Below are 22,023 nucleotides of genomic sequence, written 5' to 3' on the forward strand. Positions count from 1 at the left end.
CGGATCGCGACCAGCGGCGACGGGACAGTGGTGACCGTGGCGGCTATCGCGGTGGACCGCGTCGGGACAACGACCGGCGCGACAACGATCGCGGTGGCCACGGCCGACGGGACGATCGCCGTGGTGACGACCGAGGGGGCTTCCGGCGTGACGACAGCCGTGGCGGCGAGCGCGGCGGGTTCCGGGGCCGTGACGACCGCCCCGGGGGTGACCGTGGGCCTCGCCCCGCGTTCCGCCGTGACGACCGCCCCGGGGGTGACCGTGGGCCTCGCCCCGCGTTCCGCCGTGACGACCGCCCCGGCGGGCCGCGTCGTGACGACCGTGACGGTGACCGTGGTTTCCGCCGGGACGGGGACCGTCCGGCTTTCCGCCGGGACGACCGGCGTGACGAGCGCCGCGACGACGACCGTGGTGGCCACGGCCGTCGCGATGACCGCCCTGCGTTCCGTCGTGACGACCGCCCCGGCGGGCCGCGTCGTGACGACCGTGACGGTGACCGTGGTTTCCGCCGGGACGGGGACCGTCCGGCCTTCCGCCGGGACGACCGGCGTGACGAGCGCCGCGACGACGACCGTGGTGGCCACGGCCGTCGCGATGACCGCCCTGCGTTCCGTCGTGACGACCGCCCCGGCGGGCCGCGTCGTGACGACCGTGACGGTGACCGTGGTTTCCGCCGGGACGGGGACCGTCCGGCCTTCCGCCGGGACGACCGGCGTGACGAGCGCCGCGACGACGACCGTGGTGGCCACGGCCGTCGCGATGACCGCCCTGCGTTCCGTCGTGACGACCGTAGGGACGATCGCCGGGACGACCGGCGTGACAGTGGAGACCGCGGCGGCTTCCGTCGCGACGACCGTGGCCGCGATCAGGATCGTGACCGTGGCTTCCGTCGCGAGGGTGACCGCCCCTCGTACCGCCGTGATGACGACCGTGGTGGCTTCCGGCGTGACGACAGCCGTGGCGGCGAGCGCGGCGGGTTCCGTGGCCGTGACGACCGGGGCCGCGACGATCGACGTGGGGACGACCGTGGTGGGCGTCCGCCGTTCCGCCGTGATGATCGGCGGGATGACTTCCGCCGGGACGGGGACCGGCCGGCCTTCCGCCGCGACGACAGGCGGGATGACCGCCGTGACGATCGGCGGGACGACCGTGGTGACCGTCGCGAGGGTGACCGTCCCTCGTACCGGCGTGATGGCGACCGTGGTGGCTTCCGGCGTGACGACAGCCGTGGCGGTGAACGCGGCGGCGAGCGCGGTGGGTTCCGTGGGCGCGACGACCGCGGCCGGGACGACCGGAGCCGTGGGCCGCGTCGGGACGATCGTGGTGGTCGGCCCAGTGGCTTGCGTGGCCGGGACGACCGTCGAGGTGGCGACGACCGGCGCGGCGGCGGACGTTTCCGCGACGAGCGCGACCGGGACCGCGAGCCGATCAAGCGGCTGCCGATCCCGGAGGACGTCACCGGCGAGGAGATCGACAAGGACGTACGGCAGGAACTGCAGAGCCTGCCCAAGACGCTCGCCGACGATGTCGCCAAAAACCTGGTGATGGTCGCGCGGCTCATCGACGAGGACCCCGAGGGTGCGTACGGCTACTCCAGGGTGGCCCTGCGGCTGGCGTCGCGCGTCGCGGCCGTGCGTGAGGCGGCCGGCTTCGCCGCGTACGCGAACCACAAGTACAGCGAGGCGCTCGCGGAGTTCCGGGCGGCCCGGCGGATGACCGGCAACGTCGACCTGTGGCCCGTGATGGCCGACTGCGAGCGTGGTCTCGGGCGGCCCGAGAAGGCGCTGGACATGGCCGGTGCGCCCGAGGTGCACAAGCTGGACAAGGCCGGTCAGGTCGAGATGCGGCTCGTGGCCGCCGGCGCACGGCGCGACATGGAACAGCTCGACGCTGCCATCGTGACGCTGCAGAGCCCGGAGCTGGCCTCCAACTCCGTACAGCCGTGGACCGCGCGCCTTCGCTACGCGTACGCCGACGCGCTGCTCGCGGCCGGTCGTGAGGGCGAGGCGCGGGAGTGGTTCGCCAAGGCCGTCGAGGCCGACAAGGACGGCAGTACGGACGCCTCCGACCGGCTCGCGGAGATGGACGGTGTGGAGTTCGTCGACGCCCTCGACGAGAACGAGGGCGCGGACGCGATCGAGGGCGCGGACGGACTCGCGGGTGACCAGGCGGCGCAAGGTGCGTCTGCCGTAAACCACGAGATCGTCGACGACGTCAAGGACAGCGACGTCGAGGGCAGTGACGACAAGGGCAGTGACCACACGGACGGCGCCGCCGATGACGAGGGCGACGAGGCCTGACGTCCAGCCGGTGAGAGTGTGAAGGGCGGGATCCCCTCCAGGGATCCCGCCCTTTCGTATGCCGACGTGCCGCCGACGCCGCTCAGAGGTCCAGCGTGCGCAGCACCAGCCCGGATGCCGGCTTCGGGCCGAACGACGTCGACTTGCGGGGCATGGTGACGCCCTGGCGGGCGAGGTCGCGCACGACCTCCTCGCGGACCGGGTGCATGAGGACGGCCGTGCCGCCGTCGCGTTCGGCCTTCTCGACGGTGGCGATGGTGCCGTGGATGTACGCGACGTGGGCCGGGGAGTCCTCGGGAATGCGCCAGACGTGGTCGAGGAGAGTGGCGTGCAGGACGGTCGCGTCCAGGGTCCGCCAGGCGGCCGGGCGGTCGGCGGGGATCGTGCGCGCGAGGAGGCCGGGGTCGGGGCGGTCGACGAGATGGAAGGCGCCGTCGCCCGCGAGGAGAAAGGCGTTGCCGGCGGTGGCCGAGTCCGCCAGGGCTTCCAGGGCCTCGGGGAGCGGGACTCGGAGATGCCGTACGCGGAACAGTCCGTCCAGGGCGGTCAGCGCGTCGGCGACCGGGAGTTGGGGCAGGAGTCGGTGGATCGCGCGGACGCGGAGGGGGTAGTGGACGGTGTCCACCAGGAGGACCAGGCCGTAGTCCCAGGGGCTGGGGGAGGGGTGCTCCGTGCGTAGCCGGAGGTACGTCGCCCAGCGGTGGTGGCCGTCGGCTATCAGGGCCTGGTGGTGTGCGAGGTCCGACTGGATCTCGGCGAGGTCGGCCGGATCAGTGACCGACCAGAGGCGGTGCCTGAAGCCGTCCTCCGTAGTCGTCGAGAGCAGGGGCGCGCGTTCCGTGGTGCGCTCGACCACGGCGGTCGCTCCGGACGTGGCGCCGTTGCCCCGGTAGGTCAGGAGCAGGGGCTCCATGTTGGTGGAGGTGGCGCGCATCAGGGCCGCGCGGTCCGCGATGACGTGGGGGATGACGTCCTCGTGGGGGAGGACCACGCCGGCGGAGGGCTCCGGCAGGCGCAGGGCGCCGATCAGGCCGCGCTGGAGGATGGTGCCGTCGGCCTGCTCGTAGACGTAGAGGCCGGGCTCGGGGTCGGGGGCCAGGACTCCGTCGGCGAGCCAGCGGCGCAGGGTGTCGGCCGCCTGTTCGTCGCGGGCCGTGGGAGTACCGGCCTGGGGGAGTATCAGGCGGACGATGTTGTGCGGGTCGGCCGATTCGAGGTGCAGCAGACCGTCCGGCCGTACGACCACGTCGTACGGCGGGGATGTCACGGCGGCCAGGCTGCCGACCCGGTCGGGGTCGTAGCGAAGGCCCCGGAACGGGGTCAGCTCGAGGCCGCTGCGCGCCGGGATCTCCTCCGCGTGACCTGCGTAGTTCATTGAGGCATCGTATGTGTGTCAGTGCTGTGCGGGATGATCGGGGAAGCGATCGGACCGGATCGAAGCGAGGAGCGGTGTGCAATGAGCCAGACATTCAGGACGCGGCCCGACGGCAGTGGGCAGGCCCTGAGCGAGGCGTACGACACGGCGCTGCTCGATCTCGACGGGGTGGTGTACGCGGGCGGCAGCGCGATCGCGTACGCCGTGGAGTCCCTGGGGACGGCCCGCGTGGGCGGGATGCACCTCGCGTACGTCACGAACAACGCGCTGCGGACGCCGGACGCCGTGGCCGCGCACCTCACGGAGCTGGGGATACCGGCCGCGGCCGATGACGTCATCACGTCGGCGCAGGCCGTGGCCCGGCTGATCAGTGAGCAGGTGCCCGCCGGGGCGCGGGTACTGGTCATCGGCGGTGAGGGACTGCGGGTGGCGCTGCGTGAGCGAGGGCTGGAGCCGGTCGAGTCGGCGGACGACGATCCGGTGGCCGTGGTGCAGGGGTACGGCGGCCCCGACCTGCCCTGGGGCCGGTTCGCGGAGGCCAGTTACGCCGTCGCGCGCGGGGTGCCGTGGTTCGCTTCCAACACCGACCTGACGATTCCGAGCGCGCGGGGCATCGCGCCGGGCAACGGTGCCGCGGTGCAGGTCGTCCGGATCGCGACCGGGGCCGAGCCGCAGGTGGCGGGCAAGCCGCTGCCGCCGATGCACCGGGAGACGATCCTGCGTACGGGCGCCGAGCGGCCGTTGGTGGTCGGGGACCGGCTGGACACGGACATCGAAGGAGCGTTCAACGGGGAGGTCGACTCGCTGCTCGTGCTGACCGGGGTGACCGACGGCGCGCAGCTGCTGGCCGCGCCGCCGCGCCACAGGCCGACGTTTGTCGACGCCGATCTGCGGGGGTTGCTCACCGGTCAGCCGGAGGTCGTCGGGGCGGGCGCGGGCTTCCGCTGCGGCGGCTGGACGGCGACCGCCGGGAGCGAGCGGCTGGAACTGGACGGCGAGGGCGAGGCGACGGACGGGCTCCGGGCCCTGTGCGCGGCGGCCTGGACGGCGGCCGGTGGGGGCACCTGCGAGCTGGACGGAGGGAAGGCGCTGGCACGGCTGGGGTGGTGAGGTGCCGGGGCCGTCGGTCCGGGCGATCGCGTGGTGTCCGGGGCCGGGGGTGTGTGAGGACGTTTCACCGTACGTCCGTGCGGTGCCCATGGGCGGGATCGAGCCAAGAAGAGAGGATAGGCTAACCTAACCGGGTGTTGGTCGACAGTCCCCCCGAACCGAGCGTGGAGACCCCTCCCGCGCCCCCGAACCGTCAAGCGATACGAGCCGCGGGGCTCCTCGTGTCCCTCGTGATCCTCGCCCTGGTCGCACTGGCGAGCATCGCGATCGGAGCGAAAGAGCTGACTCTGGAACAGGTCTGGCACGGCTTGTTCGAGGACACGGGGACCTACGGCGACGTCGTGGTCGGAGAGCGGATCTCGCGCACCCTGCTGGGGCTGCTCGCCGGGGCCGCGCTCGGGCTGGCCGGTGCCGTGCTCCAGGCGCTCACCCGGAACCCGCTGGCCGACCCCGGTCTGCTCGGTATCAACGCGGGTGCGTCCGCCGCGGTCGTCACCGCCATCACCTACCTGGGCGTCACCTCGCTGAGCGGGTATGTGTGGTTCGCGTTCGCCGGTGCCGCCGTGGTCGGGGCGCTGGTCTGGTTCCTCGGTGGCAGCCGGGGTGCGACACCCGTGCGGCTCGCGCTCGCGGGTACGGCGATCAGCGCCGCGCTCTACGGCTATCTCCAGGCCATGATGATCATGGACGGCGCGGCGCTCTCCAAGATGCGCTTCTGGACGGTCGGTTCGCTGGCCTCCGCGACCGACGAGACCATCGAGCAGGTTCTGCCGTTCCTCGTCGTCGGCACGGTCGTCGCGCTGCTGCTCGCCCGTCCGCTGAACGCGATGGCCATGGGCGACGACACCGCCCGCGCGCTCGGCGCCAACCTCAACCGCACCCGGGCGCTCTCGATGGCCGCCGCCACGGTTCTGTGCGGTGCCGCGACCGCGGCCTGCGGGCCGATCGTCTTCGTCGGGCTGATGGTCCCGCACGTCGTGCGGTCCTTCACCGGGCCCGACCTGCGCTGGATCCTGCCCTACGCGACCGCCCTGTCGCCCGTGCTGCTGCTCGGCGCCGATGTCATCGGCCGGATGGTGGCGCGGCCTGCGGAGCTTCAGGTCGGCATCGTCACCGCGATCCTCGGCGGGCCGGTCTTCATCTTTCTCGTACGACGGCGGAGGACGGCGCAGCTGTGAAGACGCAGGCCATGAGCAAGCCCGCCGAACGCAACCGCGCGGTCCGCGCCCCAGGTGGGCTGTCGCTGCGCCTGGACGTACGGGCGCTCACCGTGGTCGTCCTGCTGACGCTGGCGGCGATGACCGCGAGTGTCGTGCTGATCGGCACCGGCGACTTCCCGATCCCGCCCGGCGACGTCCTCAGGACGCTGTTCGGCAACGGCGACGCGGGCCAGGAGTTCATCGTCAACGAGCTGCGGCTGCCGAGAGTCCTGGTCGGGCTGCTGGTCGGGGCCTCGCTGGGGCTCGGCGGGGCGCTGTTCCAGTCCATCTCCCGCAATCCGCTGGGCAGTCCGGACGTGCTCGGCCTCTCGCAGGGCGCCACCGCCGGGGCGCTGGTCATGATCGTGCTGTTCTCCGGGAGCGCCAGCCAGGTCGCCCTCGGGGCGCTCGTGGGCGGCATGGTCACCGGCCTCGCCATCTACGTGCTGGCCTGGAAGCGAGGGGTGCACGGCTACCGGCTCGTGCTGGTCGGCATCGGTGTCTCCGCGATCGTCACGGCGGTCAACGGCTATCTGATCACCAAGGCCGACCTCGTCGACGCGGCCCGCGCGGTCGTGTGGATGACCGGCTCCCTCAACGGCCGTGACTGGTCCCAGGTCCGGCCGCTGCTGATCATGTGCGCGGTCCTCGTGCCGCTGGTGCTCGGCAACGCGCGCGGGCTGCGGATGATGGAGATGGGCGACGACGTGTCGTACGCCCTCGGGGTGCGCGTCGAGCGCGTACGGCTGCTGCTGATGGTGTCGGCCGTGCTGCTCACCGCCGGGGCCACCGCCGCCGCCGGGCCGGTCAGTTTCGTCGCCCTCACCGCGCCCCAGCTCGCCCGTCGGCTGACCCGCTCCCCGGGTCCGAACCTGGTGCCCGCGATGTGTATGGGCGCGACCCTGCTGGTCGTCGCCGACTGGGTCTCGCAGCGGGCCTTCGGTGCCGACCAGCTGCCCGTCGGCGTCGTCACCGGCGTACTCGGCGGCGTCTATCTGCTGTGGCTGCTGGTCACCGAGCGGAAGGCCGGGCGGATATGAGCCACGTGACCCAGCGCGAGGGCCGGGCGGATATGAGCGCGTCGGCGAACGAGAACGACAAGAGGAGCACCGTGAACCGCCTGTCCGCCGAGAACGTCACCCTCGCCTATGACCAGCGGGTCATCGCCGAGCAGCTGTCGGTGGAGATCCCCGACAACTCGTTCACCGTGATCGTCGGCCCCAACGCCTGCGGCAAGTCCACGCTGCTGCGCGCCCTTTCGCGGATGCTGAAGCCGTCCCAGGGGCGGGTGGTGCTCGACGGGCAGGCCATCCAGTCGATGCCCGCCAAGAAGGTCGCGCGGACGCTCGGCCTGCTGCCGCAGTCGTCGATCGCGCCCGACGGGATCACGGTCGGCGACCTGGTCGGCCGGGGCCGCTACCCGCACCAGGGGCTGCTGCGGCAGTGGTCGGCCGAGGACGAGCGGATCGTCCGGGAGTCGATGGAGTCGACGGGGGTCGCCGAGCTGGCCGACCGTTACGTCGACGAGCTGTCCGGCGGCCAGCGCCAGCGCGTGTGGATCGCCATGGCGCTCGCCCAGCAGACCCCGCTGCTGCTGCTCGACGAGCCGACCACCTTCCTGGACATCCAGCACCAGATCGACGTGCTCGACCTGTGCGCCGAACTCCACGAGGCGCAGGGCCGCACGCTGGTCGCGGTGCTGCACGACCTCAACCACGCCGCCCGCTACGCCACCCATCTCATCGCCCTGCGCGGCGGCTCGTTGATCGCCGAGGGCGCCCCCTCCGAGATCGTCACGACCGAACTGGTCGAGAAGGTCTTCGGGCTGCGCTGCCAGGTCATCGACGACCCGGAGACGGGAACACCGCTGGTGGTGCCGGCGGCACGCAGGGCCAGGGCCCACGCGGCAGTCAGAGAAGCTTCCTGAGCTGGAGCAGATCCCGGAACCCCGCCTCCAGCCTCACCCGGCCCGAGCCCCAGGCTCTCGCGAAGTGCAGCTCGCCGCCGACCATCGCGACCAGATCGTCGCCGGTCATCGTCAGCCGGATCTCCGCCTTCTCCCGGGGTGGGCCCTGGAGGGTGTCCAGCACCTCGATGCGGCCGTCCTCGACGCAGCCGACGAAGGTGACGTCCAGGTCGGTGATGTGGCAGCTCAGCGAGCGGTCCAGGGCCGCCGCCGCGCGTACGTCCCCGCCCGTGCCCGCCAAATTGTCCGAGAGCTTGTCGAGTGCGCTGCGGCACTCCTCGATCGTGGCCATCGCGATCGACGGTACCCCAGGGCTTCGGGGTAGCGTCGGGGCATGAGCGACTCTGTTCCAGAGGCCGGGAAGCCTGTGGAGGAATTGGTTCCGGATTCTGCGGAGGCCGGACCGGCGAGTGGGGCCGTCCCCCAGCCGGAGCCCGCGGTCGTCGAACCCGAGTACGACCCCGCCGCCCCGGCCCCGCTGTACGTGCCCCGCACCGCCACCGGGCACCCCGACGTCGACGCGGCCCTCGGCCGGCTCGCCGACGCCGACCACCTCGCCACCGACGGCCACGTCGCGGTGTACGAGGATGTGCACCGGGGGCTGCGCGACGCGCTCACCGCGCTCGACGCCCGCCCCGGACCACCGGCCCCCACCCGTCTTCCGACGGCCACCCCTCGACGAGACCCATCGGGTCGCCCCTATCGACCGCCGCACGAGAGCAGGAGCTGACCCACCGTGGCAGGAGTCGCACGCCGCCGTCTGGACGCCGAACTGGTCCGGCGGAAGCTCGCACGGTCGCGTGAGCACGCGAGCCAGCTGATCGCCGCCGGGCGGGTCACCGTCGGCAAGACCGTCGCGACCAAGTCCGCCACCCAGGTGGAGACCGCGGCCGCGATCGTGGTCGCGACCGGCGACGGCGACCCGGAGTACGTGTCCCGAGGCGGCCACAAGCTCGCCGGCGCCCTCGCGGTGTTCGTCCCCCGGGGGCTGGCCGTCGAGGGCCGGCGGGCTCTGGACGCAGGTGCCTCCACCGGCGGTTTCACCGACGTACTGCTGCGGGCCGAAGCCGCGCACGTCGTCGCCGTGGACGTCGGATACGGCCAACTCGCGTGGACTCTCCGAAGTGATGAACGCGTCACCGTCAAGGACCGTACGAACGTACGCGAGTTGACGCTCGAAGCGATCGATGGGGAGCCTGTGGACCTTGTCGTGGGGGATCTGTCCTTCATTCCGCTCGGCCTGGTACTGCCCGCCCTGGTGCGGTGCGTGAAACCGGACGCCGATCTGGTCATGATGGTCAAGCCGCAGTTCGAGGTCGGGAAGGAGCGGCTGGGCAGTGGGGGAGTGGTCCGGAGTGCGGAGCTGCGCGCCGAGGCGGTGCGCGGGGTGGCCCGGCGGGCCGGGGAGCTGGGGCTCGGGGTGAAGGGTGTGACGGCGAGTCCGCTGCCCGGACCCTCGGGCAATGTCGAGTACTTTCTGTGGCTGCGTGCCGGGGCACCCGCACTGGACCCGGCCGACGTCGACCGAGCAGTTGCGGAGGGGCCGCGTTGACTCAGGACCGAGCGCGAACTGTTTTCCTGCTCACCCACACCGGGCGGCCGGCGGCCATCCGCAGCGCCGAACTCGTCGTCAAGGGACTGCTGCACCACGGCATCGGTGTGCGCGTCCTGGAGTACGAGGCCGAGGACATCCCGCTGCCGGACGAGGTGGAACTCGTCAAGGAGGCCACCCCGCAGTGCCTGGACGGCTGTGAGCTGCTCATCGTCCTCGGCGGTGACGGCACGCTGCTGCGCGGCGCCGAGTTCGCCCGCGCGTCCGGGGTGCCGATGCTCGGCGTCAACCTCGGCAGCGTCGGCTTCCTCGCGGAGGCCGAGCGGGACGACCTCGACAAGGTTGTCGACCGTGTCGTGACCAGGGCGTACGAGGTCGAGGAGCGGATGACCGTCGATGTCGTCGTGCACCAGAACGGGGACATCGTCCACACGGACTGGGCGCTGAACGAGGCGGCCGTGCAGAAGGCGGGCGCGGAGAAGCTGCTGGAAGTCGTGCTGGAGATCGACGGGCGGCCGGTCACCGGGTTCGGGTGCGACGGGATCGTGCTGTCGACGCCGACCGGGTCGACCGCGTACGCCTTCTCGGCGGGCGGGCCTGTGGTGTGGCCGGAGGTCGAGGCGCTGCTGATGGTGCCGATCAGCGCGCACGCGCTGTTCGCCAAGCCGCTGGTGACGTCGCCGAACTCGGTGCTGGCGGTGGAGGTGCTGCCGCACATTCCGCCCGGGGTGCTGTGGTGCGACGGGCGGCGGACGGTCGAGCTGCCGCCGGGGGCACGGGTCGAGGTGCGGCGGGGAGCTGTGCCGGTGCGGCTGGCTCGGTTGCACCACGCGTCGTTCACGGACCGGCTCGTGGCGAAGTTCGCGCTGCCCGTTTCCGGATGGCGGGGTGCTCGGCACTGACAACGCCCGGCACTCCGCGCATGAGCCGGGAGCCGTCAGGCCAACGAGGACCGCGCCGGGAAGGTAACGCACGGCTCTCTGTGCCGCGACGGGGCGGACGTCGCCTGTCGCGGCACAATGAGGGGGCGGCGTCGCGCTGGTCCGGGAAAACCTCGTATGGTCGGGGGCGTGTTGGAGGAGATGCGGATACGGTCGCTCGGAGTCATCGACGACGCGGTCGTCGAGTTGTCACCCGGCTTCACAGCCGTGACGGGTGAGACGGGCGCGGGCAAGACCATGGTGGTCACCAGCCTGGGCCTGTTGCTCGGCGGGCGGGCGGACCCGGCGCTTGTGCGGATCGGCGCGAAGAACGCGGTCGTGGAGGGTCGGATCGCCGTGCCCGAGGGCGCGTCGGCGGTCGTACGGGCCGAGGAGGCCGGAGCCGAACTCGACGACGGGGCGCTGCTGATCAGCCGTACGGTCTCCGCCGAGGGGCGGTCGCGGGCGCACCTGGGCGGACGCAGCGTGCCCGTGGGCATGCTCGCGGAGCTCGCCGACGAACTGGTGGCCGTGCACGGGCAGACCGACCAGCAGGGGCTGCTGAAGCTGTCCCGGCAGCGGGCGGCGCTCGACCGGTACGCGGGGGACGCGGTGGCCGTGCCGCTCACCAAGTACGGCGAGGCGTACCGGCGGCTGCGGGCCGTGTCCGTCGAGCTCGAAGAGATCGTCACGCGCGCGCGGGAGCGAGCGCAGGAAGCCGACATGCTGCGGTACGGACTCGACGAGATCGCGGGCGTCGAGCCGCGGGCCGGCGAGGACGTGGAACTGGCCGAGGAGGCCGAGCGGCTGGGCCACGCGGAGGCGCTGGCGTCCGCCGCGACGTCCGCGCACGCCGCGCTCGCGGGTAATCCCGAGGACCCGGAGAGCGTGGATGCCTCGACGCTCGTCGCGGGCGCCCACCGGGCGCTGGAGACCGTGCGGTCGCACGACCCGGTGCTGGCCGCGCTCGCCGACCGGATCGGGGAGATCGGGATCCTGCTGGGCGATGTGGCGGGGGAGCTGGCGGGGTACGCCGACGACCTGGACGCCGATCCGCTGCGGCTGGCGGCGGTCGAGGAGCGGCGGGCCGCGCTGAACGGCCTCACCCGGAAGTACGGCGTGGACATCGCCTCCGTGCTGACCTGGGCCGAGCAGGGCGCCCAGCGTCTCACCGAACTCGACGGCGACGACGAGCGCATCGACGAGCTGACCGTCGAGCGGGACGCGCTGCGCGCCGAACTGGGCGGTCTCGCCCAGGCCCTGACGGACGCCCGCGCGGAGGCCGCCGAGCGGTTCGCCGCCGCCGTCACGGCCGAGCTGGCCTCGCTCGCCATGCCGCACGCGCGCGTGTCGTTCGAGATCCGGCAGACGGACGATCCCGAGGGCGTCGAGGTGGGCGGGCGTACGGTCGCGTACGGGCCGTCCGGTGCCGACGAGGTCGAGCTGCTGCTCGCCCCGCATCCGGGGGCGCCGCCCCGGCCCATCGCCAAGGGCGCGTCCGGCGGTGAGCTGTCGCGGGTGATGCTGGCCGTGGAGGTGGTGTTCGCGGGGACCGACCCCGTGCCCACGTACCTCTTCGACGAGGTCGACGCCGGTGTCGGCGGCAAGGCCGCGGTCGAGATCGGCCGGCGCCTGGCCCGGCTCGCCAAGTCGGCCCAGGTCGTGGTCGTCACCCACCTGCCCCAGGTGGCCGCCTTCGCAGACCGGCAGTTGCTGGTGGAGAAGACCGACGACGGTTCCGTGACCCGGTCCGGGGTGAAGGTCCTGGAGGGCGAGGACCGCGTGCGCGAGCTGTCGCGCATGCTCGCCGGGCAGGAGGACTCCGAGACGGCGCGGGCGCACGCGGAGGAGCTGCTGGCGACGGCGCGCGCGGACGGGTAAGGGCCGGGGCGGGAGCCGTGCCGAGGGGCAACCTCGTGCGGGAGTTCACTCGTGTGGGTGACCCTGGGGCCGGGGTTGCCCGGTCCTTCGGCTCCCGCTCTGTCCGGCTGTCCCGGAACACCCTTGCGACCTGGCATCCTTGGACGGGTACGACGTAACAGGACGTGCTGCGTGGACCACACGCCAAGCGCCGCGTGCGGTCCACCCCCACCGCGGGATCCTTCTGTACGTTGCCTCGTGACCGTCCGACCCGAACCAGGAGCCCCGGCCACGTGAGTCACGTGAGCAGCCCCTCACCGCAGGGCCAGTCGCCGCTGCGAACCGTGCAAGTGCTCGGCGGTGGAAGCCCGGTGAGCGGCGCGCACGTGCGGTCGCTGGCCTCGGGTCTCGTCGCCCGGGGCGTACGGGTCACCGTGTGCGCCCCCGGCGAGACCGACGGTGTGTACGACTTCACCGGTGTCGGCGCCCACCATGTCCATGTGCCCCGCAGCAGCGACCCGGCCTCGGTGGCCAGCCTGCGCAGTGCCTGCGCGGACGCGGATCTGGTGCACGCGCACGGGCTGCACGCGGGCTTCCGGGCCACCCTCGCGCTCGGCCGGCGCGCCACCCCGCTCGTCGTCACCTGGCACACCCGTTCGCATGCGGAGGGGGCGCGGGCGCATCTGCTGCGGCTGCTGGAGCGGCGGGTCGCCAGGGCCGCCGCCGTGGTGCTCGGCACATCCTCCGAGCTCGTCGACCGGGCCCGCAGCCGGGGCGCGCGCGACGCCCGGCTCGCCGCCGTCGCTCTGCCCGTGCCGCGTCGGACCGGCTCCCACGACGACACGGACCGGCCCTCCGCCAAGGTCCGGGCCGAAGTCGGCGCCACGGAACGCCCGTTGCTCATGGCCGTCGGCACGCTCGACCGGCACCGGGGCCACGAAACCCTGCTCGACGCCGCCCGGGAGTGGCGTGGCCTCGACCCCGCACCGCTGCTCGTCATCGCGGGCGAGGGGCCGCTGCGGAGTGTCCTCCAGCGGCGCATCGAGGACGAGGAGCTGCCCGTACGGCTCGTCGGGCGGCGGGACGACATCTCCGAGCTGATCGCGGCGGCCGATCTCGCGCTGCTGCCCGGCGGCCCGCAGGCCCGTTCCGTCCTCGCCCAGCAGGCCCTCCACGCGCGCGTGCCGCTCGTCGCGGCCGACGTCGGCTCGGTGTCCGACCTGGTCGGCGACGGCGCCGAACTCGTCCCGTACGGCGACGCCGAGGCACTCGCCGCGGTCGTCGTACGCCTCCTCGGGGATCCCGCCCTGCGCGAGGTGCTGCGAGAGCGGGGCACACGGCAGGTCGCCACCTGGCCGACCGAGGACGAGACGGTGGCCCAGGTGCTCAGCGTCTACGACGAGCTGACGCAGGTGAGGCCGCTCACCTGACGGCCCCGCCTGAGCCCGACCTTCAACCCCGACAAGACGATCTTGTCGGGGTTGAAGGTCAGGCTCAGGTGACGTGTCGGCGGGCCCGTAGGGCCAGGCTCAGGGTCAGGACCGCCTGTGGGTCGTCCAGGTCGCTGCCGAGCAACTCGCCGATGCGGGCGAGGCGGTTGTAGAGGGTCTGCCGGTTGAGGTGCAGCTCGCGGGCGGTCTCCGCCTTGCGGCCGGCACGGGCCAGATAGGTCTCCAGGGTGGGCAGCAGCGGGGGCTTGGCGCGGTCGTCGTGGTCGCGCAGGGGGCCGATCGCACGGTCCACGAAGGCGGCCAGGTCGGGGTGGTCGCGCAGCCGCCACAGCAGCAGGTCGATGTCGAGGCGCCGGGCGTCGTACCAGAGGCGGTCGGTCAGGCCCTGCGCGGCCGTCGCCGTCTCCGCAGCGTGCCTGAGGCCCGCCGAGACGGTCGCCCAGCCGCCGGGCGCCCCGACGACCACCACGGGCGGCCGGCCGCCCGGCCGTTGCATCCCGGCACGCTCCGCGCCCGCCCGCAGCGCCGCCGCGACCTTGTCCGCCACCGCCGGGCGCTCCGACTCCGCGCGCAGGCCCAGCAGCAGCGGGACGCGGCCCTCGACGGGGCGTACGCCGAGCAGGAGGGGCACGCCCACCGTGGCCAGCTCCTCGGCCACCGCGCGGGCCAGGACGGCCCAGCCGCCGCTCGGGGACAGGCCGTCGGCGAGGCGCATCACCACGGGCAGCAGGAGGCCGCCGCCCGGTCTGAAGCCCAGGACGCGGGCCTGCGCGGGGGCGTCCTGCGCCTGGACGCGGCCCTCGGCGAGGTCGGTGAGGAAGTCACCGCGTCCGCGCGCCGCCAGCTCCTCCTCCTGGCGGGCCTGCATCAGGACGACGGCGAGGATGCCGGCCGCGCGCTCGGCGGCCATCCGGTGCACGGAGGCCAGCGGGGCGACGACGGGCAGGAGGACCAGGCGGGCCCGTACCGAACCCGGCCCCGGGCCGCCGGCGGGGACGTCGACGAGGGCCGTCCCCGTCGGCGGCTCGTCCTTGTGCTGGGCACGCAGCCCCTCCCACACCTGGAGCGGGTCGGTGCCCGCCGGGCCGGTCCCGGCGGCGTACAGAAGCTGTCCGTCGGCGGTCTCCAGGAAGACCGGGTTGCCGCTGAAGTCGGCAAGGATGCCGAGGACCTGGGGGACACCGCCGCCGCCGAGCAGGGCCGCGGTGCAGCGCCGGTGGACCTCCTCGGCCTGCTGGAGGAGCGCGTAGTGGCCGTTGACGATCTCGGTGTGGATCTCCTCGGTGACCGTCACGAACGCCACCTCCCGGTGCAGCTGGACGAGCGGCAGACCGGCCGAGCGCGCGGTCTCGACGAGAGCCGGGGGAGGCGGCTGAAGCGGGGCCCCAGTTCGACGACGAGGGCCGCGATGCCGCGCTCGGCCAGCGTCCGGACGAACGCGCGCATGTCGGCGGGGCGGGTGCCGAGCCCGTACCCGGTGGTCAGCAGCAGTTCCCCGCCCTTGAGGAGCGAAGCGATGTTCGGGACCTCGCCCGCGTGCACCCAGCGCACGGTCCGCTCCAGCCGGTCGGCGCCCGCCAGGATCTCCGGCAGCCCGCCGCGCAGCCCGGGCAGCTCCAGCGCCCGCCGCACGGTGATACCGCCCTGCGCCTCGCGGCCCGCACCGGATGCGCGGCTGTCACGGGTGTCCATGCAGCGGACGGTACCCGGTCCTCACGCCGGCGGGATGTTGTGGTTGAAGCGGAAGACGTTGTCGGGGTCGTACCGGGTCTTCACCGCCGTCAGCCGCCGGTAGTCGTCGACGCCGTGGCCGGCCACCACCCGGTCCGCGCCCTCGTCGCCGACGAAGTTGAGATAGACCGCGCCGGTGCTCCACGGCCGGACGTCGGCGCGGACGTCCCGCACCCACCGTACGCACCGCTCGTCGTCGGCCGGGTCCTCCCAGATGCCGAACGGGTGCACGGCCCACTGGGAGTCCCGGTACGGCACCGGGTAGTGGTCGGGGCCCTCGGCGATCGCGCCGCCCAGCGGGAAGAGCAGATGCTGGGTGCCGGTCGGCACGGGCATCGCCTGGGCGCGGGCGGCGAAGACGTCCACCAACTCGTCCGGCAGACCCCTCAGGTACTCCGCCGACCAGTAGTTCCGCATGCCCGGCGGATCGTCGATCATGCACTGCACGTCCGCGTAGGGCATCGCGCCGACCACCGCGGCCTCGTGCGGCAGCGCCAGCAGCGGCTGGGCGATCTTGCGCATGTCGTCCTCGGTGCCCGCGTACGTCAGGAGGGCGCCGCACGTGAGCCTGCCCACCAGGCGCTCGGGCACGAACTCCTCGGGCGGACCGGTGAGATAGAGGACGCCGCCGCTCGCCTCCGGCGGGCCGGTCTCGATGACCTCGCGGTACACCCGCACCACCTCGGGGCCGTGTTCCGGGCGGTAGAGCACCAGGGCGATGGCGAACGCGGGCAGTTCGTGCAGCCGGAGGGTGAGCGCGGTGGCCACGCCGAAGTTCCCGCCGCCGCCGTGCAGCGCCCAGAACAGGTCCGGGTGCTCCTCGGCGCTCGCCCGGACCGTGAGGCCGTCGGCGGTCACCAGGTCCACGCCGAGCAGATTGTCGACGGCGAGCCCGAAGAGGCGGTCCAGCCAGCCGCTGCCGCCGCCGAGGACGAAACCGCCCACGCCCGTGGTCGAGGCCCGGCCGCCCGTGGTCGCGAGGCGGTGGGGCTCGGTGGCGCGGTCGAGATGGCTCATGGTGGCGCCGCCCTCGACCCGGACGCTCAGCGACGCCGGATGGACGGTGACGGCGTGCATCCGGCGCAGATCGATGACGAGCCCGCCGCCGTTCACCGCCATTCCGGCCACGCTGTGACCGCCGCCGCGCACCGCGATCGGCAGATCCAGATCGCGGGCGAAGCACACCGAACGGACGACATCGGTCTCGTCCACGCACTGCGCGATCACGGCCGGACGCCGGTCGATCATGGCGTTGAAGACCGTCCGGGCCCCGTCGTACCCCGGATCGCCCGGGGCGAAGACCGCGCCTGCCAGATCCTCGCGCAGCGCGGCGAGAGCCGCGCCCGCCTTCGAGAGGGGAGCCATGGCAGCCGCCCCCTTTCCGCCGGGGACAGGACTCTTCCCAGGCTAGGCGGGGACGGCGGATCGTTCCTGTTCACGGCGCAGGGGCGCGGACACCCGCGCCCGAGGGACGCAGGCACCCGCACCTGCGGGGCGCGAGCACCCTCACCAGCGAGCGCAAGCGCTTGCCGCACGCGCCTGCCCGCGCCCCGGCCCGCCGCCGTGTGCGCCGGACCCGGCGGTGTGCTCAGCCGCCGTACGCCCCCGACGCGGTCAGGCGCAGGGCCGTGTCGATGAGCGGCACGTGGCTGAACGCCTGCGGGAAGTTGCCGACCTGGCGCTTGAGGACCGGGTCCCACTCCTCGGCGAGGAGACCCAGGTCGTTGCGGAGGGAGAGCAGCTTCTCGAAGAGCTTGCGGGCCTCGTCCACCCGGCCGATCATCGCCAGGTCGTCGGCCATCCAGAACGAGCAGGCGAGGAACGCGCCCTCGTCGCCCGGCAGCCCGTCCACGCCCTCCTCCTCGCCGGAGGTCGGGTAGCGCAGGATGAAGCCGTCCGCGGTCGACAGCTCGCGCTGGATCGCCTCGATGGTGCCGATGACCCGCTTGTCGTCCGGCGGCAGGAAACCCATCTGCGGGATCAGCAGCAGCGAGGCGTCCAGCTCCTTCGAGCCGTACGACTGTGTGAAGGTGTTGCGCTCCTTGTCGTAACCCTTCTCACACACGTCCCGGTGGATGTCGTCGCGCAACTCGTGCCACTTCTCCAGCGGGCCGTCCGCGTCCCCGGACTCGATGAGCTTGATCGTGCGGTCCACGGCGACCCAGGCCATCACCTTGGAGTGCACGAAGTGGCGGCGCGGGCCGCGCACCTCCCAGATGCCCTCGTCCGGCTCGTCCCAGTGGTCCTCCAGGTAGCGGATCAGCTTCAGCTGGAGGAGGGAGGCGTAGTCGTTGCGGGCCAGACCCGTCATGTGGGCCAGGTGCAGGGCCTCGGTGACCTCGCCGTACACGTCCAGCTGGAGCTGGTGGGCGGCGCCGTTGCCGACCCGGACCGGCGCGGAGTTCTCGTACCCGGGCAGCCAGTCCAGCTCGGCCTCGCCCAGCTCCCGCTCACCGGCGATGCCGTACATGATCTGGAGGTTCTCCGGGTCGCCGGCGACCGCCCTGAGCAGCCACTCGCGCCATGCGCGGGCCTCGTCGCGGTAGCCGGTGCGCAGCAGGGAGGAGAGGGTGATGGCCGCGTCCCGCAGCCAGGTGTAGCGGTAGTCCCAGTTGCGGACACCGCCGACGTGCTCCGGGAGGGAGGTGGTCGGCGCAGCGACGATGCCGCCGGTGGGGGCGTATGTCAGGGCCTTGAGGGTGATGAGCGAGCGGATCACGGCCTCGCGGTACGGGCCGTGGTATGTGCACTGCTCCACCCAGTCGCGCCAGAAGTCCTCGGTGGCCCGCAGTGACGGCTCGGGCTCGGGCAGCGGCGGGGGCTGCTTGTGCGAGGGCTCCCAGGAGACCGTGAACGCGATCCGGTCGCCCGGCGTCACGGTGAAGTCGGAGTACGTGGTCAGCGCCTTGCCGTACGTCTCGCACTCGGTGTCGAACCACACGGAGTCGGGCCCGGCGACGGCCACCGTGCGCCCCTCGTGCTTGTGCACCCAGGGCACGACCCGGCCGTAGGAGAACCGCATGCGCAGCGCCGAGCGCATCGGCACCCGTCCGCTGATGCCCTCCACGATCCGGATCAGCTGAGGGGCGCCGTCACGGGGCGGCATGAAGTCGGTCACACGGACCGTACCGCGCGGGGTGTCCCACTCGGATTCGAGGATCAGCGAGTCGCCGCGGTACCGGCGGCGGGAGGCCGTCGGCGGCTCGGCGTCCGACGCGTGGGCGGGGCCCAGGCGCCAGAATCCGTGTTCCTCCGTGCCGAGCAGTCCCGCGAAGACGGCATGGGAGTCGAAGCGGGGCAGGCACAGCCAGTCGACCGTGCCGTCCCGGCAGACCAAGGCGGCGGTCTGCATGTCTCCGATGAGTGCGTAGTCTTCGATGCGCCCGGCCACGTGCAACTCCAGTCGAACGGCCACGTCGCCCCCCGAGGGGCGGTCGCTGTGCGGTGTGCGGTCAAGGGACCCAAGGGATCGACAAGGGATCCATGTTTCCAGAGTGATCCAAGGGACGGTGTCATGCGATGTCGCTCAACGATTCTCAACGCATTCGAGGCGATCGTTGCTCAACGGACTGACGAGCTCTCGTGATTACCGGAGACGGGCGGGGGTGGTGCCGTTTCGCCGGGCGGGCTCGGCAGCGAGTGTCCGAAGAGGATACGACGCACCGGACGGCTCCGCGTGCCGCTCCGGGCAACGCGAGTGGGTCGAACGAGTGAGCCATGTGTGAAGACCGACCGGGACGCGCCGACTGTTGTACGAGGTCCGTGGCCGTCTGTGCGCGGAGCGTGGCCGGAAGCGATCGTGTTCCTACGCTGATACCCTGGTAGCCCGTGGACCGGTGGGCGCCCCGACTTGCAAGGGACCCCCGAACCGCAGCGAAGGCACCCCCCGACGATCCGATCGGGCGGCGGCCGACCCGCACACAGAACCGCGACCACGGGAGCCCCCTCTTGGCCATGCCGCCCGCTGCTTTTCGAAACAGCACCACGACGACCAAGCACATCTTCGTCACCGGGGGTGTCGTCTCCTCGCTCGGCAAGGGTCTGACCGCCTCCAGCCTCGGCATGCTGCTCAAGGCCCGGGGCCTGCGGGTCGTGATGCAGAAGCTCGACCCGTACCTGAACGTCGACCCCGGCACGATGAACCCCTTCCAGCACGGTGAGGTGTTCGTCACCAACGACGGCGCCGAGACCGACCTGGACATCGGCCACTACGAGCGCTTCCTCGACCGCGACCTGGACGGGTCGGCCAACGTCACCACCGGTCAGGTCTACAACACGGTCATCGCCAAGGAGCGGCGCGGCGAGTACCTGGGCGACACCGTCCAGGTCATCCCGCACATCACCAACGAGATCAAGCACCGCATCCGGCGCATGGCCTCCGACGAGGTCGACGTCGTCATCACGGAGGTCGGCGGCACGGTCGGCGACATCGAGTCGCTGCCGTTCCTGGAGACAGTCCGCCAGGTCCGTCACGAGGTCGGCCGGGACAACGTCTTCGTCGTGCACATCTCGCTCCTGCCGTACATCGGGCCCTCGGGAGAGCTGAAGACGAAGCCGACGCAGCACTCGGTCGCGGCGCTGCGCAACATCGGTATCCAGCCAGACGCGATCGTGCTGCGTTGCGACCGCGAGGTGCCCGCCGCGATCAAGCGCAAGATCTCGCTGATGTGCGACGTGGACGAGGCGGCCGTGGTCGCCTGTCCCGACGCCCGCTCGATCTACGACATCCCGAAGACCGTGCACGGCGAGGGCCTGGACGCCTACGTCGTCCGCAAGCTGGACCTGCCGTTCCGCGACGTGGACTGGACGACCTGGGACGACCTGCTCGACCGCGTCCACAACCCCCTGCACGAGGTCAGCCTGGCGCTCGTCGGCAAGTACATCGACCTGCCCGACGCCTACCTCTCGGTCACCGAGGCGCTGCGCGCGGGTGGCTTCGCCAACAAGGCCCGCGTGAAGATCAAGTGGGTCACCTCGGACGACTGCAAGACCCCGGCCGGTGCCGCGACCCAGCTCGCCGACGTCGACGCCATCTGCATCCCCGGCGGCTTCGGCGACCGGGGCGTCTCCGGCAAGGTCGGCGCCATCCAGTACGCCCGCGAGAACGAGATCCCGCTGCTCGGCCTCTGCCTCGGTCTGCAGTGCATCGTGATCGAGGCCGCGCGCAACCTCGCCGACATCCCGGACGCCAACTCCACCGAGTTCGACTCCGCCACCGCCCACCCGGTCATTTCCACCATGGCCGAGCAGCTCGACATCGTCGCCGGCGAGGGCGACATGGGGGAACGATGCGGCTGGGCATGTACCCGGCCAAGCTCGCCGAGGGCTCGATCGTGCGCGAGGTGTACGGCGACAAGGAGTACGTCGAGGAGCGCCACCGCCACCGCTACGAGGTGAACAACGCCTACCGTGCGGAACTGGAGAAGCAGGCCGGTCTGCAGTTCACCGGAACCTCGCCCGACGGCAAGCTCGTCGAGTACGTCGAGTACCCGCGCGAGGTCCACCCGTACCTGGTCGCGACGCAGGCGCACCCCGAGCTGCGCTCCCGCCCGACCCGCCCGCATCCGCTGTTCGCGGGGCTGGTCAAGGCGGCCGTGGAGCGCAAGACCGGTCAGTGAAACCGAGCGGCGCGAGAGCTGTACGGTGACCGGGGTGCGCCTCTTTCGAGATGTGTGCCCCGGTTTCCGCGTTGCGCGTGTGGGAGGACGAGTCGACATGACGATCAAGGACACCGCCGAGGAGTGGGAGGTCCGGGCGAGCGAGACGCCGTTCGTCGGCAAGAAGACCTCCGTGCGCACCGACGACGTGGTCATGCCCGACGGCTCGGTCGTCCGCCGCGACTACCAGGTCCACCCCGGGTCCGTCGCCGTCCTCGCCCTCGACGACCAGGACCGGGTCCTGGTCGTCCGGCAGTACCGCCACCCCGTCCGCGAGAAGCTGTGGGAGATCCCGGCCGGGCTGCTCGACGTGCCCGGCGAGAACCCGCTGCACGCCGCCCAGCGCGAGCTGTACGAGGAGGCGCACGTCAAGGCGGAGGACTGGCGGGTGCTGACCGACGTCTACACCACGCCCGGAGGCTGTGACGAGGCCGTGCGGATCTTCCTGGCCCGGGGCCTCTCCGAGGCCGAGGGGCGGCGGTTCGAGGTGGAGGACGAGGAGGCCGACATGGAGGTGGCCCGCGTTCCCCTGGACGAGTTGGTGCGGGGGGTCCTCGCGGGCGAGCTGCACAACAACTGCCTGGTGGTGGGAGCGCTTGCGCTGGTCGCCGCACGTGCGCGTGACGGTGTCGGGGCACTGCGGCCCGCTGAGGCGCCGTGGCCCGCGCGACCGTTTGAGGCGTGACCGCTGCGCCGGGGGAGCCGGGGAGTACGGGGAAGTCGGGCTGATTCGTCGGCTGCGCGCTCGTCGTGGCTGGTCGCGCAGTTCCCCGCGCCCACAAGGAAACCGGGACGCGGCTCGTCTTCACGGCACCCTGATGGCACCAGTCGTACGATCTGCTGATCCGATCGAGCGACCTGCCCGTTGCGCTCCGCCCAGATCGTCGCAGAGCGTGAACTAG

The 22,023-nt window shown here is 72.4% G+C and carries 16 protein-coding genes and 2 pseudogenes; 13 read left to right on the top strand and 5 right to left on the bottom strand.

The window, feature by feature from the left end; all coding sequences use genetic code 11:
- The first annotated feature begins 36 nt into the window (after positions 1-36).
- Positions 37-1,545 (top strand): hypothetical protein, encoded by a 1,509-nt coding sequence (locus WBG99_RS28610; RefSeq protein ID WP_338899059.1) that lies wholly within the window; start codon positions 37-39, stop codon positions 1,543-1,545.
- The gene (locus WBG99_RS28615; protein ID WP_338900516.1) at positions 1,437-2,300 is read left to right on the top strand and encodes a hypothetical protein; all 864 of its coding nucleotides are present in this window, start codon (positions 1,437-1,439) and stop codon (positions 2,298-2,300) included. The genes WBG99_RS28610 and WBG99_RS28615 overlap by 109 nt, the downstream gene beginning before the upstream one ends.
- 82 nt (positions 2,301-2,382) lie before the next feature.
- On the opposite strand, the gene WBG99_RS28620 is transcribed toward WBG99_RS28615, so the two are convergent.
- Positions 2,383-3,675 carry a DUF1015 domain-containing protein gene (locus WBG99_RS28620; protein WP_338899060.1) on the bottom strand — a complete coding sequence of 431 codons (1,293 nt, stop codon included), beginning with the start codon at positions 3,673-3,675 and terminating at the stop codon, positions 2,383-2,385.
- Between the two features lie 81 nt (positions 3,676-3,756).
- Here WBG99_RS28620 and WBG99_RS28625 point away from each other — a divergent pair, with 81 nt between their 5' ends.
- The 4 genes from WBG99_RS28625 to WBG99_RS28640 all read left to right on the top strand — a co-directional run bounded on the left by WBG99_RS28625 (position 3,757) and on the right by WBG99_RS28640 (position 7,911).
- Positions 3,757-4,785, top strand: a complete 1,029-nt coding sequence (locus WBG99_RS28625) for an HAD hydrolase-like protein (RefSeq protein ID WP_338899061.1) — start codon at positions 3,757-3,759, stop codon at positions 4,783-4,785.
- Positions 4,786-4,919: 134 nt separating this feature from the next.
- Entirely contained in the window at positions 4,920-5,963 is a 1,044-nt protein-coding gene (locus tag WBG99_RS28630) for an iron chelate uptake ABC transporter family permease subunit (protein WP_338899062.1), read from the top strand.
- An 11-nt stretch (positions 5,964-5,974) separates the two neighbouring features.
- On the top strand, positions 5,975-7,024 hold the full coding sequence (locus tag WBG99_RS28635) for an iron chelate uptake ABC transporter family permease subunit (protein ID WP_338899063.1): 1,050 nt from the start codon (positions 5,975-5,977) through the stop codon (positions 7,022-7,024).
- 32 nt (positions 7,025-7,056) lie between these two features.
- Complete coding sequence (locus tag WBG99_RS28640; RefSeq protein WP_338900517.1) at positions 7,057-7,911, top strand: ABC transporter ATP-binding protein; 855 nt, start codon at positions 7,057-7,059, stop codon at positions 7,909-7,911.
- On the opposite strand, the gene WBG99_RS28645 is transcribed toward WBG99_RS28640, so the two are convergent.
- On the bottom strand, positions 7,895-8,242 hold the full coding sequence (locus tag WBG99_RS28645) for a sterol-binding protein (RefSeq protein WP_338899064.1): 348 nt from the start codon (positions 8,240-8,242) through the stop codon (positions 7,895-7,897). The two genes, WBG99_RS28640 and WBG99_RS28645, sit on opposite strands and share 17 nt — an antisense overlap.
- A 42-nt stretch (positions 8,243-8,284) precedes the next feature.
- Here WBG99_RS28645 and WBG99_RS28650 point away from each other — a divergent pair, with 42 nt between their 5' ends.
- The 5 genes from WBG99_RS28650 (at position 8,285) to WBG99_RS28670 (ending at position 13,712) form a co-directional block, all read left to right on the top strand.
- Complete coding sequence (locus WBG99_RS28650; protein ID WP_338899065.1) at positions 8,285-8,680, top strand: hypothetical protein; 396 nt, start codon at positions 8,285-8,287, stop codon at positions 8,678-8,680.
- Between the two features lie 6 nt (positions 8,681-8,686).
- A complete protein-coding gene (locus tag WBG99_RS28655) occupies positions 8,687-9,502 on the top strand; it encodes a TlyA family RNA methyltransferase (protein WP_338899066.1) in 816 nt (271 codons plus the stop codon).
- Positions 9,499-10,404, top strand: a complete 906-nt coding sequence (locus tag WBG99_RS28660) for an NAD kinase (RefSeq protein ID WP_338899067.1) — start codon at positions 9,499-9,501, stop codon at positions 10,402-10,404. Before WBG99_RS28655 ends, WBG99_RS28660 begins: the two co-directional genes overlap by 4 nt.
- Before the next feature lie 156 nt (positions 10,405-10,560).
- Positions 10,561-12,303, top strand: a complete 1,743-nt coding sequence (gene recN / locus WBG99_RS28665; protein ID WP_338899068.1) for a DNA repair protein RecN — start codon at positions 10,561-10,563, stop codon at positions 12,301-12,303.
- Between the two features lie 272 nt (positions 12,304-12,575).
- Positions 12,576-13,712, top strand: coding sequence for a glycosyltransferase family 4 protein (locus WBG99_RS28670; RefSeq protein ID WP_338899069.1), 1,137 nt, complete (start codon positions 12,576-12,578; stop codon positions 13,710-13,712).
- A gap of 64 nt (positions 13,713-13,776) precedes the next feature.
- Here the strand turns inward: WBG99_RS28670 and WBG99_RS28675 are convergent.
- From WBG99_RS28675 to WBG99_RS28685, 3 genes and pseudogenes are all read right to left on the bottom strand, one after another.
- Positions 13,777-15,425: pseudogene (locus tag WBG99_RS28675) on the bottom strand (PucR family transcriptional regulator).
- 21 nt (positions 15,426-15,446) lie between these two features.
- Positions 15,447-16,829, bottom strand: a complete 1,383-nt coding sequence (locus tag WBG99_RS28680; RefSeq protein WP_338899070.1) for an FAD-binding oxidoreductase — start codon at positions 16,827-16,829, stop codon at positions 15,447-15,449.
- A 223-nt stretch (positions 16,830-17,052) separates the two neighbouring features.
- Positions 17,053-18,855, bottom strand: coding sequence for a glycoside hydrolase family 15 protein (locus WBG99_RS28685; RefSeq protein WP_338900518.1), 1,803 nt, complete (start codon positions 18,853-18,855; stop codon positions 17,053-17,055).
- A 563-nt stretch (positions 18,856-19,418) separates the two neighbouring features.
- On the opposite strand from WBG99_RS28685, the pseudogene WBG99_RS28690 reads away from it, so the two are divergent.
- Positions 19,419-21,082, top strand: a pseudogene (locus tag WBG99_RS28690) (CTP synthase).
- 97 nt (positions 21,083-21,179) lie between these two features.
- Positions 21,180-21,806: an NUDIX hydrolase gene (locus WBG99_RS28695; protein ID WP_338899071.1), complete on the top strand. Its 627-nt coding sequence runs from the start codon at positions 21,180-21,182 to the stop codon at positions 21,804-21,806.
- Positions 21,807-22,023 lie beyond the last annotated feature (217 nt).

The sequence above is a fragment of the Streptomyces sp. TG1A-60 genome, assembly GCF_037201975.1.
Classification (GTDB): Bacteria; Actinomycetota; Actinomycetes; order Streptomycetales; family Streptomycetaceae; genus Streptomyces.

What these genes read in the sequence shown, in the direction of transcription:
- WBG99_RS28620 (WP_338899060.1), bottom strand. Translation starts at nt 3,675, where the DNA reads ATGAACTACGCAGGTCACGCGGAGGAGATCCCGGCGCGCAGCGGCCTC.
- WBG99_RS28625 (WP_338899061.1), top strand. Translation starts at nt 3,757, where the DNA reads ATGAGCCAGACATTCAGGACGCGGCCCGACGGCAGTGGGCAGGCCCTG.
- WBG99_RS28635 (WP_338899063.1), top strand. Translation starts at nt 5,975, where the DNA reads ATGAGCAAGCCCGCCGAACGCAACCGCGCGGTCCGCGCCCCAGGTGGG.
- WBG99_RS28640 (WP_338900517.1), top strand. Translation starts at nt 7,057, where the DNA reads ATGAGCGCGTCGGCGAACGAGAACGACAAGAGGAGCACCGTGAACCGC.
- WBG99_RS28645 (WP_338899064.1), bottom strand. Translation starts at nt 8,242, where the DNA reads ATGGCCACGATCGAGGAGTGCCGCAGCGCACTCGACAAGCTCTCGGAC.
- WBG99_RS28650 (WP_338899065.1), top strand. Translation starts at nt 8,285, where the DNA reads ATGAGCGACTCTGTTCCAGAGGCCGGGAAGCCTGTGGAGGAATTGGTT.
- recN (WP_338899068.1), top strand. Translation starts at nt 10,561, where the DNA reads ATGGTCGGGGGCGTGTTGGAGGAGATGCGGATACGGTCGCTCGGAGTC.
- WBG99_RS28680 (WP_338899070.1), bottom strand. Translation starts at nt 16,829, where the DNA reads ATGGCTCCCCTCTCGAAGGCGGGCGCGGCTCTCGCCGCGCTGCGCGAG.
- WBG99_RS28695 (WP_338899071.1), top strand. Translation starts at nt 21,180, where the DNA reads ATGACGATCAAGGACACCGCCGAGGAGTGGGAGGTCCGGGCGAGCGAG.